The 16,352-nt window shown below is 65.5% G+C and carries 10 protein-coding genes; 3 read left to right on the forward strand and 7 right to left on the reverse strand.

Features of this window, described 5'->3' with window-relative positions:
- Nucleotides 1-15 precede the first annotated feature (15 nt).
- Both EAH75_RS03120 and EAH75_RS03125 read right to left on the reverse strand, forming a co-directional pair.
- The gene (locus EAH75_RS03120) at nt 16-3,441 is read right to left on the reverse strand and encodes a glycosyltransferase (protein WP_140654076.1); all 3,426 of its coding nucleotides are present in this window, start codon (nt 3,439-3,441) and stop codon (nt 16-18) included.
- 96 nt (nt 3,442-3,537) lie between these two features.
- Nucleotides 3,538-4,980 carry a phospholipase gene (locus EAH75_RS03125; protein ID WP_140654078.1) on the reverse strand — a complete coding sequence of 481 codons (1,443 nt, stop codon included), beginning with the start codon at nt 4,978-4,980 and terminating at the stop codon, nt 3,538-3,540.
- Nucleotides 4,981-5,116: 136 nt separating this feature from the next.
- Between EAH75_RS03125 and EAH75_RS03130 the strand changes: the two genes are divergently transcribed.
- Nucleotides 5,117-5,878: a YdcF family protein gene (locus tag EAH75_RS03130; RefSeq protein ID WP_140654080.1), complete on the forward strand. Its 762-nt coding sequence runs from the start codon at nt 5,117-5,119 to the stop codon at nt 5,876-5,878.
- 40 nt (nt 5,879-5,918) lie between these two features.
- On the opposite strand, the gene EAH75_RS03135 is transcribed toward EAH75_RS03130, so the two are convergent.
- Nucleotides 5,919-6,974: an NAD(P)-dependent alcohol dehydrogenase gene (locus EAH75_RS03135; protein WP_205043264.1), complete on the reverse strand. Its 1,056-nt coding sequence runs from the start codon at nt 6,972-6,974 to the stop codon at nt 5,919-5,921.
- A gap of 194 nt (nt 6,975-7,168) precedes the next feature.
- On the opposite strand from EAH75_RS03135, the gene EAH75_RS03140 reads away from it, so the two are divergent.
- Complete coding sequence (locus EAH75_RS03140) at nt 7,169-8,101, forward strand: AraC family transcriptional regulator (RefSeq protein ID WP_140654084.1); 933 nt, start codon at nt 7,169-7,171, stop codon at nt 8,099-8,101.
- Between the two features lie 9 nt (nt 8,102-8,110).
- Here the strand turns inward: EAH75_RS03140 and EAH75_RS03145 are convergent, their stop codons facing one another.
- From EAH75_RS03145 to EAH75_RS03160, 4 genes are all read right to left on the reverse strand, one after another.
- Nucleotides 8,111-9,541 carry an aldehyde dehydrogenase family protein gene (locus EAH75_RS03145; protein WP_140804186.1) on the reverse strand — a complete coding sequence of 477 codons (1,431 nt, stop codon included), beginning with the start codon at nt 9,539-9,541 and terminating at the stop codon, nt 8,111-8,113.
- 110 nt (nt 9,542-9,651) lie between these two features.
- Nucleotides 9,652-11,265 carry a tetratricopeptide repeat-containing sulfotransferase family protein gene (locus tag EAH75_RS03150; RefSeq protein WP_140654303.1) on the reverse strand — a complete coding sequence of 538 codons (1,614 nt, stop codon included), beginning with the start codon at nt 11,263-11,265 and terminating at the stop codon, nt 9,652-9,654.
- Between the two features lie 147 nt (nt 11,266-11,412).
- Entirely contained in the window at nt 11,413-12,783 is a 1,371-nt protein-coding gene (gene xseA, locus EAH75_RS03155; protein ID WP_140654088.1) for an exodeoxyribonuclease VII large subunit, read from the reverse strand.
- A 97-nt stretch (nt 12,784-12,880) separates the two neighbouring features.
- Nucleotides 12,881-14,332 (reverse strand): phospholipase D-like domain-containing protein, encoded by a 1,452-nt coding sequence (locus tag EAH75_RS03160; RefSeq protein ID WP_140654090.1) that lies wholly within the window; start codon nt 14,330-14,332, stop codon nt 12,881-12,883.
- A gap of 66 nt (nt 14,333-14,398) precedes the next feature.
- Here EAH75_RS03160 and EAH75_RS03165 point away from each other — a divergent pair, with 66 nt between their 5' ends.
- Nucleotides 14,399-16,342, forward strand: coding sequence for an acetyl-CoA hydrolase/transferase C-terminal domain-containing protein (locus EAH75_RS03165; protein ID WP_240046300.1), 1,944 nt, complete (start codon nt 14,399-14,401; stop codon nt 16,340-16,342).
- Nucleotides 16,343-16,352: the final 10 nt, after the last annotated feature.

The following is a 16,352-nucleotide window of genomic DNA, read 5'->3' on the forward strand; positions in this document are numbered from 1 at the left end:
AGCCATTGACGCCGCCTACGACTTCAGTTCGTCGCTGGTGTTCACCGTCGCCTTGCGCTCCTGCTTGCCCCAACCCACCGAAGGCCCGCGAATAGCCGTCCAGACTGAACGCACTACCACGTAGTACATCAGCTGGCGGTAGCCGAAGCGTTGCAGCACGAGCCACCACAGCAGGCTCCACTTCTCCTTCTTTTCCATCGCGAAGGCGAGTGCTGCGGCGGCGAGGTCCACCGCCATGAAGGCGGCGTAGAAGACCAGCATCCTGAGCAGGTTGGTATCGTCGAACTGGCCGCGGTGCTGCAGGTAGTCGAGCGCGGTGGCGATGATCTGCCAGACCAGTACCAGGTCGACCAGCGGCGATACCACCGAAAACAGGATCTGGAACAGCCATACCTGCGGCAGCGCGATCGTGCCGAGTGCGCCGTAGCGTGGATTGAAGGTGGCGTCGCGGTGTTTCCACAGGCATTGCAGGGTGCCGTAGGCCCAGCGGAAGCGCTGGCGGGCGAGCCCGCGGGCGCTGTCGGGCGCCTCGGTCCAGGCGATCGCTTCGCTGTCGAACAGCGTGCGGTAGCCGGCCTTCTGCACGGCGATGGTGAGGTCCTGGTCCTCGGCCAGCGTGTCGGCAGGAAAGCCGCCGAGCTGCTCCAGCGCCTCGCGCCGCCACGCGCCGACGGCGCCGGGCACCACGGTGATCGCACCGAGTGCGGCGAGCGCGCGGCGTTCCAGGTTCTGCGCGGTGATGTACTCCAGCGCTTGCCACAGGGTGATCAGGTTGATCCGGTTGCCGACCTTGGCGTTGCCGGCGACGGCGCCTACCCTGGGGTCGGCGAACCAGCGTACCAGCCGCGGGATGGTGTCCGGCTCGAACTGGGTGTCGGCATCGAGCGCCACCACCACCGCACCTTTCGACGCACGCAGCGCGGTGTTGACCGCGTGCGCCTTGCCGCCATTCAGGATGGTGATGAGCTGCACGCGAGGCTCGTGCGCGTAGTGCTTGCTGACCACGGCCGAGGTGGCGTCGACGGAGCCGTCGTCGACCACGATCACTTCGAGGTTCGTGTAACGGCTCTTGAGGATCTGCCGGATCGAACTGGCGATCACCTTTTCCTCGTTATAGGCGGGGATCAGCACCGAGACCAGCGGCGGATCGTCGCCGAGCACAGGCAACCTGCGTCGCCGCTCGCGCGCCCGGTTCCACAGGGCAAGTCCGCCGAGCAGCAACAGGCGCGCCACGCCCAGCGTGATGGCGGCGGTCAGCAGCCAGCGGATGAGGTGACCGAACAGGCCCAGCGCAAGAAAGACCGAGCGGTCGGCCCACTGCGATAGCGAGCCGGGCGCCAGCGTCGGCATCGTCTGCTCGCGGGTGAGGCCGGCCAGTGTCGACACGGTGACGAACTCGTAACCCTGCGCGCGCAGGCCGTCGATGATGCGCGGCAGCGCGGCCACGGTCTGCGAGCGTTCGCCGCCGGCATCATGCAGCAGCACGACCTGACCCTTGCGATCGGTGTTGGTGGTGGCGATCTGGTTCAGCACGTTGTTGACGATTTGATCCGTGCCGGGGCGCTGCCAGTCATCCGGATCGATGTGCAGGCCGACCGAGAGGTAACCCATTTTCTGCGCGATCTGGATCGGCACCAGTTCGTCGGCGGTGGTCGGTTCGGCGTCGCCGAAGTAGGGTGCGCGGAACAGCCGCATCGAGCGGCCGGTGAGCGCCTCGAACAGGCGCTGGGTCGCGTTGAGTTCCAGCGCCACGATGCCGGGCGGCGTGTCGCCGAGGTTGGGATGGGTGAAGGTGTGGTTGCCGACATCGTGGCCGTCGGCGACCTCGCGCTGCACCAGCTTGGGCGACATTTCGGCGTGTTCGCCGATGATGAAGAACGTCGCCGGTGCGTGCTTGGCCTTGAGGATGTCGAGGATCTGCGGTGTCCACTCCGGGTCGGGGCCGTCGTCGAAGGTCAGTGCGATCTTGTGCGGCAGCGTGCCGGCGCGCTGGATCACGTAGGAGCTGGGGAGGCTGGTGTAGCTTTCGTCGTCGATACTGGCGTCGTCCTTGTTCACCTCGACGGTACGCGCGCCGGGTGAGGGCTGGGCGGCTATCTCAAGCACCTCGCCCTGGCCCTCGATGTCGATGTCCTCGCCTTGGCCGATCGAGCGCAATTGCTCTGGCACCGTCGCGCCGTAGTGGCGGCCCAGCACCGACCAGATCGACGGATCCTCCGAGCCCAGCCGCCACAGCGCGTAGCCGTAGGGCTTGTAATCGTCGGCGGCGTGGATCTGGTTGTACGCGGTGACGCCGTCGAGAAACCAGACCTGGTGCGCGGTGCCGTTGTCCTCGCTATAGGAGAAGTACGGGTTCTGCGTGGCGGGGTCGAACGTGATGTCGGCCTGCGCATCCTTGGCGCGATCCATGGCGTCCTGGAAGGTGAGCGCCTCGGCGTTCTGACCGCGCGACCAGTCGTAGCCGTAACTGCCGATCGCCACGATGGTCTGGTCCGAATCGAGCACCTTCATGCGCTTGTCCAGCGTGCGCTCGAACCAGTCCTCGCTGGCGATGCTGCCCGGATCCTTGCCGGCCCAGTGCTCGTCATAGGCCATCAGCAGTTCGAAATCGACGATCTCGGCGTAGCCGGCGTAGTCCCACGCGGCATCGTCGAACGGCACCGACAGCACGATGCCCCAGCCGTGCGGATCGAACGCATCGTTGAGTTCGGACAGGAACGCCTTGAGGTCTTTCTGCGCGTTCTCGGGCACTTCCTCGAAGTCGATCGTCACGCCCTGCAGGCGATTGGCGGCGAGAAACGCGACGATCTGCGCGATGCGCGTCTGCCGCGTGGTGGGGTCGGCCAGCATGCGTGCCAGGCCCGGGCCGTCCCAGCTGCCGTTCACCGCGTTCTGCAGCAATGGCAGGATCGGCGTGGACGGCTTTTGCGCGCGGATCAGATTCAACGCCTTGGCATCGATGTCGGTGTGCAGAGCCATGTCCGGGCCGCTCACGCTCATCCAGGTGGGGATCACCCAGTCCAGCGTGGGCAGTGCGCGCTTCAGCGATGGGTAGCTGCTGTCATCCCAGTTGACGTAGAAGCCGATCGCCAGCGGGCGATCGGCGGGCTTGTCCAGCGATGGTGGCGGCGTGTGCACGCCGGCGCCCTTGCTGGCATGCGTGTGCGGCGGGTGCAGCAGCTTCTGCCTGGCGCGAACTTCCGCCGCCAGCTTGGCCGCCGGCTTCAACAGCTCCGGTGCGGCTGCCTTCACTCCGGTCAGCGCATGCCGTGTCTTGCCTTGCCCGCCAAGATGCAGTCCGCTCATGTTCGGTCCCACGAAAAGGCTGACGGCACAGGCCACTACAAATAGCGTGCTGATCACGCCGGCGGCCAGCGCGAATCGCGAGACATGGATGGCGCGCCGGCCGGTGGGGTCGAAGAAGATCGGTTTCTTTTGCATGCCAGGTCGGGTCGGCGTACGCGAAGGATGGGCAGTGTGCACGTCGCAGCTTAACCGCGTTGAAGCGGGTAGCGGATGCTCAGCGTTGTCCGGTCCTCAGCCGATCACGGCTCCCGGCACCGGTTTGCTGAAATCGTGTGGTGCCAGGGTTCCAGTCAGCCGGAACACGCCTTCATGGACCTTGCGCGGCAGCACCACGTCGAGCACGGTGGTTTGATGCGGGCCCAGCACGCCTAGCAGGTCATCACCGGCGGCACTGATGGCCAGCGCGTGATGCACGAGGCCGTCGAGGTCGATGGGCCGCACGCTGGCACCGTAGGGGCGGTGGCTGGCGACGGCGGCACGCAGCGTCTTGCGGGTATTGCGCGGGTCGGCCACGCGGGCGTCGCCGGCCAGCAGGCTGTGATCGAGGAACAGCGAGATGGTGGTACGGCTCTTCGAGTTGGCCTGGCGGTCGAGCATGAAGCCATCCGGCATCAGGTCGGCGCTGGCCTGCGTGCCGCCGGTGAGCAGGAAGCCGGCACCGGTCAATGGCTCGCCGGCCTCGTCGGTGAGCCGCACGATCAGCAGGCTGCGCGGGTCGTGGATATGCACGCGCGGGGCGAACGGTCCGGCCGGCTCCAGTTCCACCTTGTTCGCATCGCGGTCGGCGTTCTCGCGGTCGAATGCGTCGCAGAGGGCGCTGTAATCGATCGCCGTGCGGATCGCCAGGCAGCGCAGAATCGCCTGCACCGTGGCGGGCGCCGCGCTGGCCATGATGCCGTGGACGGGGCCGGAATGCGCGGCGTCGGCGATCAGCTTGAACGCACAGCGCGGTCCGCGACTGAGGTTGAGTGTCAGCGCATCGATGCCGCCTTGTGCCGCATTGGTTTGTGGCGACAGCACGGCGTGATGGGCGTTGAGGTTGGCCGCTGCCAGGCGCACCACGCCATCGGAACCGTCCTCGCCGGTGTAGCTGTTGAGATGATCGTAAAGCGAGCGATCCGGGCGGTCGCCGATCAGCACGAACTGGAACTGCCCGTGCGTGGCGGGATCGTCGCTGTGGATGTAATCGAGGTTGAGCGACAGCGATTCGGCACTGCCCAGCTCCAGCCAGTCGAGGATGCGCTGGCCCGGGTCCACGCCGGCAAACCAGGACTTGAGCCGGCCGAGCATGCCCTTGCCCAGTTGGGCCAGCGCCGAGCCGAAGTTGGCCGGTGCCAGCATCACCAGATGGCTGATCCGGATCGTGCTGTGCGTGGCGGGCTTGTCGCGTTGCGCGCGCAGCCATTCGCGCACCACCGGGCCACCGGTGGAGTGGGTAATGCAGGCGAAGCTGGCGTCGAGCAGATGCAGGTCGCGCAGTGCGTGATCGAACGCGCGGACCAGATCAGCCATGGTCACCGCGTCGTCGAAACTCACGTACTCGGACAACCAGATATCGGTCAGCGTCAACGACAGCCCCGCGGCTGCCGCCTGCTGCTGCAGTTGCTGCGGCAGCAGACCGTAGGTCGATGTGCTGGCAACGCTCCAGCCGTGGACAAAGACGAGGGTAGTCATGGCCCGCTCCTGCTGGGGTGGCCCAGCCTAACCAAAGTCGCGCGGCGGAACAGCTGTCATGTATTTTCCACCTGTGTGCACTGCGACCGGCATAATCGCATTTCATTCCTGCGACTTTGAAAAGCTGACGGTGCCCATGACCCTGAACGTGCTGCTCATCCTGGTGTTGCTGGCGATCGTGCTGGCGTTGCTGAGGTGGCGTCGCTGCAGCCGCACGATGGTGGCGCTGGCGGTGATCGTGTGGCTGGCGGTCGGCTGCGGGCCTGTGCCGATCTGGTTGTTGAGCCAGCTGCAGTCCGATGACGCAGCGGATGCGCCGATCGCTTGGGCCCAGCGCAATGCGATCGTGCTGCTCGGTGCCGGCACGGTACAGGTGCCGGGTAGCGGGCAGGTGGAAGCGAGCCTGTTCGCGTACGGTCGCATCAGTAAGGCCGCGGAGCTGTATCGCGCCTGCCGGCAGAGCGGCAACGCGTGCAAGGTCGAAGTAAGCGGTGGCGATGCGCGTGGACTCGGCCAGTCGGAAGCGGCGATCTATGCCGACGACCTGCAGCGGCTCGGCGTCGATGCTGCCGACCTGGTGCTGGAATCACGCAGCATGAATACCTGGCAGAACGCGCAGTTCAGCGCGCCGCTGCTGAAATCCTGGGGCGCCGACCGCGTGCTGCTGGTGTCGTCGGGCTTCCACCTGCGCCGCGGCATGCTGTACTTCACCCACTTCGGCATCCAGGCGACGCCGGTGCGGGCAGACTATGTGGACGGCGTGATGTCGTGGCTGCCGTTGTCGTACAACTTCACCATGGCCGACGTGGCCCTGCACGAGTACGCAGGCGTCGCGCGCTATCGCTGGTACAACGCAATGGGCTGGAACGTGCAGGCGACCAGGCCCGGCTCGCTTTAGGAACCGGGTGGGCCACTACGAAGATATTGGCCCGGTTGTATCAGGCCGCCTTGCGCAGCGAGGCCAGATCGATCACGAAGCGATAGCGCACGTCGCTCTTGAGCATCCGCTCGTAGGCATGGTTGATGTCCTGGATATCGATCATCTCCACGTCGCTGCTGATGCCGTGTTCGGCGCAGAAATCCAGCATCTCCTGCGTTTCGGCGATGCCGCCGATGGCCGAGCCGGTGACCGTGCGGCGACCGGAGATCACCGCTCCGGCGCTCACCGGCGGATCCAGCGGCTGCAGCTGGCCGACGATGCAGTGCACGCCATCGAGCGCCAGTGTCAGCAGGTAGGGATTGAGATCGTGCGGATTCGGCACGGTGTCGAGGATGAACTCGAACTGGCCGGCCACCGCCTTCATCTGTTGTGGGTCGGTGGACAGCACCACATGATCGGCACCGAGCCGGCGCGCCTCGTCTTCCTTGCCCGGCGAACGGGTGAACAGGGTGACGTCGGCATCCAGCGCCTTGGCGAATTTCAGGCCCATGTGGCCCAGGCCACCCAGACCGATCACCGCCACCTTGCTGCCCTTGCCGATCTTCCAGTGGCGCAGCGGCGACCAGGTGGTGATGCCCGCGCACAACAACGGCGCGGCGGATTTCGGATCGAGCTTGTCCGAGATGGTCACCACGAACTTGTCCGAGACCACGATGCGTTCGGAATAACCGCCGAAGGTCGGCAGACCGTCGCGGCGGTCGGTGCCGTTGTAGGTCCAGGTGGCGCCTTCGAGGCAGTACTGCTCCAGACCCTGCGCGCACGAACTGCAGTGCTGGCACGAATCGACCATGCAGCCCACGCCGACCATGTCGCCGACCTTGAACTTGTCGACATCCGCGCCGACCGCACTGACCCGACCGATGATCTCGTGCCCCGGCACCATTGGAAACAGGCTGTTGTGCCACTCGTTGCGGGCCTGGTGGATGTCCGAATGACAGACGCCGCAGTAGAGGATGTCGACCACCACGTCGTCCGGGCGCGGGTCGCGTCGCTCGAAGTTGTGCGGCGCCACCGGGGTGGTGGCGGACTGGGCTGCGTAACCGCGGGTGTTCATGGGCATGCGTTTCTCCTTGGGGAGGGGATGGGGGAATGGGGCGCCGAGGCTCGGAAGTATGCGCAGCCGGGCGTGAACGCCGGTAGCCGGATCCTGCGAGATCCTTGCCCGATCCTGCAAAGCGATGTTTGTACACTCGCGCCAGCTTGCAGTAACGGGCAATCTGTCGGTTCCCCATGTGCCATGCCATTGCGATGAAACCTCACTTTTCGGCAACCGAACCGAGCACGCGCCTGCAACGCGACCGCGAGGAATTGGCAGCCATCATTGACCGATCGACCGGCACCGACGGTCACCACGCGACGGCGCTGCCGGCACTGACTTTCTTTCGCGCGGGCACGCCCGGCGCGCAGGTTTGCGCCATGTACCAGCCGGGCCTGGCGCTGGTGGCGCAGGGGGCGAAGCAGGTACTGCTGGGCGGGGAGACCTACCGTTACGACCAGGCCAACTACCTGGTCACCTCGATCGACCTGCCGGTGTCCTCGCAGGTGATCGACGCCAGCGCGGACCGTCCTTATCTCTGCGCGATGCTGTGCTTCGACATCCGCCGCATCGGCGAGCTGCTGGCCGATGCCGACCTGCCGGAACCGCCGGGCACGGCTGGCCTGGGCCTCTCGGTCAGTCCGGTCAGCGACGACTTGATGGACACTGTGCTGCGCCTGGTGCGCTTGCTCGACACGCCGAAGGATCTGCCGGTGCTGGCGCCGCTGATCGAGCGCGAGCTGCTGTATCGGCTGCTTACCGGCGAGCAGGGGTCACGCCTGCGCCATGTGGTCACCGTCGGCAGTCGCAGCCACCAGATCTCCCACGCGATCGACTGGCTGAAGAACCACTACCACCAGCCGCTGCGCATCGATGAGCTGGCCGGTACGGTCAACATGAGTTCCTCGTCGCTGCACCATCATTTCCGCGCGATCACCGCGATGAGTCCGCTGCAGTACCAGAAGCAGCTGCGCCTGCAGGAGGCGCGACGCCTGCTGCTGACCGAGCGTTGCGACGTGGCCTCGGCCGCGCATCGGGTGGGTTACGAGAGCCCGTCGCAGTTCAGTCGCGAATACAGCCGGCTGTACGGCGCGCCGCCTTTGCGCGATGTGGAGCAGTTGCGCGCTATGGTGGGCGACGCCTAGGCCCTGGCCTCACGATTCGCGCATCACCATCAGCCGCACTTCGGTCATGTCCTCGATCGCGTAACGGACGCCTTCGCGGCCCAGGCCCGACAGCTTGATGCCGCCGTACGGCATGTTGTCCACCCGGAAGCTGGGGATGTCGTTGACGATCACGCCGCCCTGTTCCAGTTCGTTCCAGGCGCGCATCGCGTGGTCGAGGCTGTCGGTGAAGATGCCGGCCTGCAGGCCGAAATCGGAATCGTTGACCATCGCGATGGCGTCGCTGAATTTCCTGAACGGAGCGAGCAGGGCGAACGGGCCGAACGCTTCCTGCCTGTTGGCTTTGGCATCGCTGGGCACATCCTCCATCAAGGTGGCTTCAAGCATGTTGCCGTTGCGCTTGCCACCGCACAGGATCCTGCCACCTGCCTTCTTCGCCTCGGTGATCCAGTCGTGCAGACGCTCGGCCGCGGCTTCGTCGATCATCGGGCCGAGGAACACGTCCTTCTTTTTCGGATCGCCGGCCTTGAGCTTCTTTGTGGCCGCGACGAGTTTTCTTTTCAGCGCATCGTAGACGTCAGCATGCGCATAGATGCGCTGCACACCTATGCAGCTCTGCCCGGACTGGTAGAACGCGCCGAACACCAGCCGCTCGATCACGCGATCGAGATGCGCGCCCTGATCCGCATCGACGATGCAAGCCGCATTGCCGCCCAGTTCAAGCACCACCTTCTTGCGACCGGCGCGGGCTTTCAGTTCCCAGCCAACCTGGCCGCCGGTGAACGAGAGCAGCTTGAAACGTTCGTCCTCGACCAGCGGCGCGGCATGCTTGCCATCAAGCGTGAGGATCGAGAACGCACCCTTCGGCAAGTCGGTCTCGGCCAGCACTTCGCCGATGATCAGCGCGCCGATCGGGGTTTTCTCCGCCGGCTTCAGCACGAACGGGCAGCCGGCGGCAATTGCCGGCGCCACTTTGTGCGCGACCAGGTTCAGCGGAAAATTGAACGGCGTGATGAACGACACCGGCCCCAGCGGTACGCGCTTCGTGTACCCGTGATAGCCGTCCAGGCGGCTGGCCAGTTCCAGGTTCAGCGTTTCGCCATTGATGCGTACCGCTTCCTCGGCGGCGATCTGGAACGTCTCGATCAGCCGGGTCACTTCGCCGGTGGAGTCCTTGATCGGCTTGCCGGCCTCGATGCACAACGCCTCGGCCAGTTCGTCGCGGCGTTCGGTGAAACGTTGCGCGCAGTGCTGCAGCACCGCCTGACGTGCCCATGGCTTGAAGTTGCGCATCGGTGTAGTGGCCTTCACCGCGGCGGTGATCGCCTTCTCGACGGCCTTCGCATCCGGCACCGCGACCCGGGTGGCGAGCTTGCCGCTGTACTTGTCCAGCACGGCCAGATCGGTGTTCGGTTGTTGCGGCTGGTTGGCAAGATAGTAGGGGTAGGCTTTCTTGAGCATGGCGCTTCCTTCGGTTTCGCTCCGGCAAGCATAAGAGCCACCTGTGTTCAGGCAATGTGAGACGCGCACAGCTCAGTGGTGGCCATGCTCAGGCTGCGAAGCCGCCACGATTATCCGAGATGACCTTGTGCGGCAAGCGCCTGTCGCAAGGGCTCCAGGTGCTTCGCGTAATGTCGCCACTGGTCGAGGCCGCGCGTATGGATCGACTCGCGCACCTGCGCGTTGCTAGGCGTGGCGACGGGCGCGGCGTTGAGTTCCGGCTTCAGACAGCTTTCTTCCATATCGAGCCCGCAATGCGCGATCACCTGGCGCATCGTTGTCTCGGGGTCACGCACCAGCGATGCATAGGAAACATCGAGCATGGCATCGGGAATACGGGTACGCCAATGATTGGCCACACGTGCGTATTGCCCGTAATGCCGGGCCATTGCCTGCAGGTCATAACTGTACGACGAGGTATTGCCGAACATGGCCTTGAAATTGGAAAAGCACGTGTCCATCGGGTCACGGACCATGTGCAGGATCGGCGCGTGCGGCAATGCGCGACGGATGAACGCGACCATCTGGATATTGCCCGGCAGTTTGTCGATGTAGTACCGGCGCCCTTGCGCTCGCCACTGGGTCTGCTTCAGGTAGCGTGCGCCCAGCTCCATGAAATCGATATTCGGGCTGCGTTCGATCACCTTGAGCAGCCCTGTGGTCCTGGCGGGTGGGACGTCGGCCACCCAATGCAGTTGGCGCCAGAAGTCGATGATCTCGCCGGCGGAAGTCACCGCGGAGTGGCTCGAAAGCATGCGATCGAGCAGGGTCGTTCCCGAACGAGGCAGTCCGACGATGAAGATCGGCGTGGGTCCCTCCGGTCTTGGCATGGCGGTGTGGTCGGCGTTGCCGATGACTTCAGGCATGTTCGTCAGCGCCTCGACGACTGCAGCGCCGCCGTCGCCGTCGTACGGGTTGATCTCGTGCATGAGGGCATTGCATCGAGCCAGTGCCGGCCACGCTTCATCATGGCGTCCGAGGTCATCTAGGATCTTGAAGAGCGCATATTCGAACTCGGCGCGAACGAATTTGTCGTCCTGGCTGTGGCTGCCTTCTGGCAGGCGGCGCAATTGCTCCCGCACGAAATCGAGTCGGTTCGATGCGGGTTTCTGCTTGCGCAAATTCACCAATACCATCGCCGCGTCGCCGAAGTGCGGCCAGCGTTGCAGGCACTTCTCCAGCACCTCGCAGGCCTGGTCGAGCTTGCCGCTGAACTGCAAAAGCATCGCATGCAGATGATGATCACCCGGCGAGTCGGCGCCGGCATGCATGGCCCTGTCCATCAAAGCCTTTGCCATGGGTATTTCGCCGGTGGAAAAACGCAGTTGCGCCTGGGCAACCAGCAGCTCGGGCGGCGGATTGGGAGCCTGCGAGAGGAAGTCGAGACAAGCGCGGGCAGCGAGAATTTCCCCACGGGCCAGCAAGTGCTGCACGAGCCGTATGATCAGGGGGGCATCCGTGGGGAGGCGTTGCAATGCCTGCAGCAGCGGGCGACTCGATGCACGGAGTTGACCGCGCATGAACATCACCTCGGCCAGGTCGATGCAGGCTTCGGTGTCGAGAGGATCAAGCCTGAGCAGGGACTCCAGCGTCACTTGCGCTTCAGATAATTGCTCGGCACGAATGTGCTGCTGGGCGCGCTGACGAAGGCGATTAGTCTCGGTAAAGGGGGGCTGCGAATTCATTCGCCAATAGTATCGTGGCCTGTAAACGGAAGAGAGCAAGCATGGGCAGCGCATGTCAGAGCCGAGGCAAACGCCACCAAGTTCTGCAAAAAGCACCGATAGCGCATATTTTGCTTCTGAGGGACTGTCAGGGCCCAGTCTGGTCTTTCAGCTAGAGGCTGACTCACTTCCATTTGTGTCGACGCGCAGGGCCAGTTCACCGTCGATGAGACGTGCACGCAACTTCGTGTCGACTGCCATCTCCTTGGCCGAGCGCACGACCTTGCCCTCTGCATCGAACAGGATGGCGTAGCCACGTTCCAGCGTGGCCAACGGGCTCACCGCGTGCAGTGCATGGCCGGCATGGCGCAGGCTGGTCTGCCGGCGTTCCAGGATATGTGCGATGGCGCGACGCAGGCGCTGGTCCTGTTCGGTCAGCCGTCGTGCCAGCAGCGGCAGTCGCGCACGCGGATGCTGGGCCAGCAGGCGCGCGTGCAGCCGTTCCAGCCGGGTGTGGCGAAGCTGGCTCTGTTCGCGCAGTACGGCGGTCAAACGACGCTGCAGATGCAGCAGTCGTTCGTGGTCGCGTTGCAGGCGCGCCTGCGGTCGCTGCGCCTGCAGCCGGGCCAGCAGGTGATCGACGCGTTGCGACTGCGCCTGCAGTTGACGTTGCTGCAAGGTGAGCATCCGTTGTTGCAGCTGCTGCAGATGACGGCCGATCGCTACCGCATCGGGCACCAGCAATTCGGCCGCGGCCGACGGTGTGGGTGCACGCAGGTCGGCGACAAAGTCGGCGATGCTGAAGTCGATCTCGTGGCCGACGGCGGAAACCACGGGTACCGCGCTGGCATGGATGGCCCGCGCCACCGCTTCCTCGTTGAACGCCCACAGGTCTTCCAGCGAGCCGCCGCCGCGGGTCAGCAGCAGTACGTCGTAGCGGCCGCTGGTGGATGCCTTGTTGAGCATCGCGACAATCGCCGGCGGCGCCTCGCGGCCTTGCACCGGTACCGGCAATATCTCGACGTCGGCCAGCGGCCAGCGCCGGGCCAGCACGCTCAGCACGTCGCGCACGGCCGCACCGGTGGCCGAAGTGATCACGCCGATGCGCCGCGCATAACGGGGCAGGGCGCGCTTGCGGGTCGGCTCGAACAGGCCCTCCGCCGCGAGCCTTGCCTTGAGCTGCTCGAACTCGCGTTGCAGTGCGCCTTCGCCGGCCGGCTCCATGTATTCGGCAACCAGCTGGAATTCGCCGCGCGGTTCGTACAGGCCGACCTTGGCACGCAGCAAGACCTGCATGCCGTCTACCGGACGGAAGCGCAACGCGGACGCCTTCAACTTGAACATCGCGCAGCGCACCTGCGCACCGCTGTCCTTCAGGGTGAAGTACAGATGTCCGGAGGCGGGCTTCGCCACGTTCGACAGCTCGCCCTCGATCCATACCTGCGGCAGCGCGTCGCCCAGCAGGTCGCGCACCAGCCGGTTGAGCGAGCTGGGGGTGAGGACGTGGCGTGGCGTGGTGTCGTCGAACGGCGCGTGCATAAGGGCGCGAGCCTAGCATGCCGAAGAAATCAAGTTGTGAGAAAACATCCGCTTGACGGGTGAAGTGCAGGGAGAACATCAAGCGTTGTCGCGACGCTCAATCGTCTTCCGCTTCGCGCAAATTGCGCAAGCGACGCCTGCGCACGCGCCAGGCACGGATGCCCAGGTTGAGCGCAAACCAGCTCGCCACGATCCCGAACGGCCAGCCGATCCACGCCGGCCACAGTATCGCGATGACCGCCAGTGCGGCCAGCGTCAGCGTGCCGATGAACAGCGGACCGCTGGAGGTATCGCCGAGCACGCGTCGATTGGTCAGCACCGCGCCGACGTTGTTGGCGATACGCAGCGCGCCGGCGGCGGTTCGGCCGGAGCTGCCGCCGCCGCGACGCATCCGTGGCCGTTCCTGGCTGCTGCGCACCCGTTCGCTGCTGCCATGCCGGCGGGGGGCAAGCACGATCTCGGTGGCGTTGTCGAGATCGCGTTCGTACTGTGCGGCGAGTTGGCCAGCGAAACCGGCGTCCTCGACTGCCACGTCGAGTTCGCGGTTGCTCAGCCAGCTGGCGATGTTGAGGTTGGACGAACCGACCCGCGCCCATTGCCCGTCGGCGACCGCGGTCTTGGCATGCAGCATCGAGCCGTTCCATTCGAACACGCGGATGCCGGCTTTCAGCAGCGGCCGATAGCCCGAACGCGACATGTTGGCCACCGCTGGAATGTCGCTGCTGCCGGGCACCAGCAAACGCACGTCCACGTCATCGCGCGCGGCTGCCACCAGCGCCTGCACGTAGGGTGCAATGCCCACGAAATAGGCGTCCGTGAGCCACAGCGTCTTGCGCGCCATCGAGGCAATCAACTGATCGAGCCGGTACATGCCGGCAGTGGCCGGCTGGGTGGCGATCAGCCGCAGCGAGATGTTGCCAGCCGGCGTAGCAGGCTCCGGCAGCGGCACAAACTGCCGTAGGGCGGCACCGATCTCGCTCCAGCTTTGCGCAAATGCGGCTTCCAGCTCGGCCACGGCAGGCCCGCGCAGCGCCACGCCGGTATCGCGCCACGGCGGCACGTCGCGGCTCGGGTCGCCCAGCCATTTCGCGCTGATGCACACGCCGGACAGGAAGCCGAGCAGGCCGTCGACCACCAGCAGCTTGCGATGGTCACGGCTGATCCATCCGAACGGTTGCCCCAGCTGGGGCGGATTGAACACGCGCACCTCACCACCGGCCGCGCGCAGGGGTGCCCAGAACGAGCTGCGCGACTGGCCCAGGCAACCGACCCAGTCGGTCACCACTGCGACAAACACACCGCTCTGCGCACGCTCCACCAGCGCATCGCGAAACGCCCGGCCGACCTCGTCGTCGCGGATGATGTAGTTCTCCAGCAGCACACGCTGCTGCGCGCCGCGGATCGCCGTCAACCAGGCGTCGTAATGGGCGGCGGCATCGATCAGCAATTCCACCGCGTTGCCGTTCAGCAGCGGCGCGCCGGCCGTGCGGCTCAGTGCCTGTTCCGCCAGCAGGCGACTCGGCGTGGATGGGATCAGTGGCATGGGCATGGCCTGAGTTTAGGCGATACCCCGCCTGCATGCTGTCTTTGGCAAGCTTCTGGCATGATCTCGCGCATGCCGATCGAGCACCGATATGCCGACACCGATGCCTGCGCGCATTTCCTCGCCGAAGAACTGGGGCCGGACCTGCGCATCGCCGCGCCGCTGGGTCTGGGCAAGCCGCATGGGCTGCTCAATGCGCTGTACCGGCTCACCGGCGCCGATGGCAGCCGCTCGCTGCGCCTGTACACCGCGCTGTCGCTGACCCGGCCGCAACCGGCGCCGGGATTGGAGCAGCGTTTTCTCGGACCGTTCCTCAAGCGCCACTTCGGCGCTGATCAGATCGATCCGCAATACGCGCTCGACCAGGCGCGCGATGCATTGCCGCCGAATGTCGAGGTACACGAGTTCTACCTGCAATCCGGCGCTCTTCTGCACTCGGGTAGCGCGCAACGCAGCTACATCAGCCAGAACTACACCCACGTCGCCCGCGACCTGGCGGTGCAGGACATCAACCTGCTGGTGCAACTGGTGGCGCGTCGCGAAGGACCCGACGGCGTGCGCTACAGCCTGTCGTGCAATCCGGACCTGACCCTGGATTTCCTGCGCCAGGTGCAAATCGCCGGCAAGCAAAGGCCGATGTGCGTGGCGGTGGTGCACCCGGATCTGCCGTATCTGAGCGGCAATGCCGAGGTGTCGGAAGCTTATTTCGACGTCGAGCTGCGTCCGGAAACTTCGCCGCCACTGTTCGCGCTGCCGAGGTCGCCCGTCGACCTGGCCGAGTACGCGTTGGGGCTGCACGCCAGTGCGCTGGTCAAGGATGGTGGTTGCCTGCAGGTCGGCATCGGCGCGTTGTCCGACGCACTGGTCAAGGCGCTGCTGCTGCGCCAGCAGGACAACACCATGTGGCGGCGCGCACTGGTGGCGCTGGATCGGCGCGGCGCCACGCACGCGCTGGCCGGATGGATGGGCGGCCTGGCGGCTTTCGAGACCGGCCTGTACGGCGCCAGCGAAATGGTGATGGACGGCTTCATGCATCTGCAGCGCGGCGGCATCCTGAAGCGACGCAGCTGGGACAACCTCGCGCTTGAACGCGCCTCGGCTTCAGGCCGGCTGGCTACCGACGTTCCCGGTGGACATTACCTGCGCGGCGCGTTTTTCCTGGGTTCGCGCGAACTGTACGAATGGCTCGATGCCACCGAGGCGACCGATCCCGATGCGATCGACATGTGCGCGGTGTCCAACGTCAACCAGCTCTACGGCGATCACCAGGCGCTGGCGATGCTGCAGCGGCGTGGTGCGCGTTTCTTCAACACCTGCATGATGGCAACCCTGCTCGGTGCGGCGGCGTCCGACACGCTGGACGACGGTGCGGTGGTCAGCGGTGTCGGTGGCCAGTACAACTTCGTGTCGATGGCGCATGAGCTGCCGGATGGCCGCTCGGTGCTGTTGCTGCGCGCCACCCGACAGGTGCGTGGCGGCATCGAAAGCAATATCCGCTGGAACTATGCGCAGACCACCATTCCGCGCCACCTGCGCGACATCTACGTGACCGAATACGGCGTTGCCGACCTGCGCGGCAAGAGCGATAGCGAATGCGTCGAGGCGATGCTGGCGATCAGCGACGCGCGCTTTCTCGATGCGTTGTGCGCCCAGGCAAAAGCGCACGGCAAGCTCGCCGCGGATTTCGTGATACCCGAGAGCTGGCGCAAGCATCGCCCGCGTTACCTGCGCGAGGCATTGCTCCCGTACCAGCAGAAGGGCTTGTTGCCGAAGTTCCCGTTCGGCAGTGATTTCACCGAAGTCGAGCAGCGCCTGCTGCCGGCGCTGAACTGGTTGAAGGCCGGTGGCAGCAGCTGGCGTGGCAGGTTGCGGCTGCTGCGCGCGGCGCTTCGTCCCGGCGAGCCGGCGGCGGGTGAGCAGGAAGCGTTGGCGCGGATGGGGCTGAGCGCGCCGGGTCGATGGTCCGACCGTCTGCAGCGACGCATCCTGCAGACCGCGCTGCGCCGGAAATTGTAGAAGCCCAGGC

This window comes from Rhodanobacter glycinis (assembly GCF_006438785.1).
In the GTDB taxonomy this organism is placed as follows: Bacteria; Pseudomonadota; Gammaproteobacteria; order Xanthomonadales; family Rhodanobacteraceae; genus Rhodanobacter; species Rhodanobacter glycinis_A.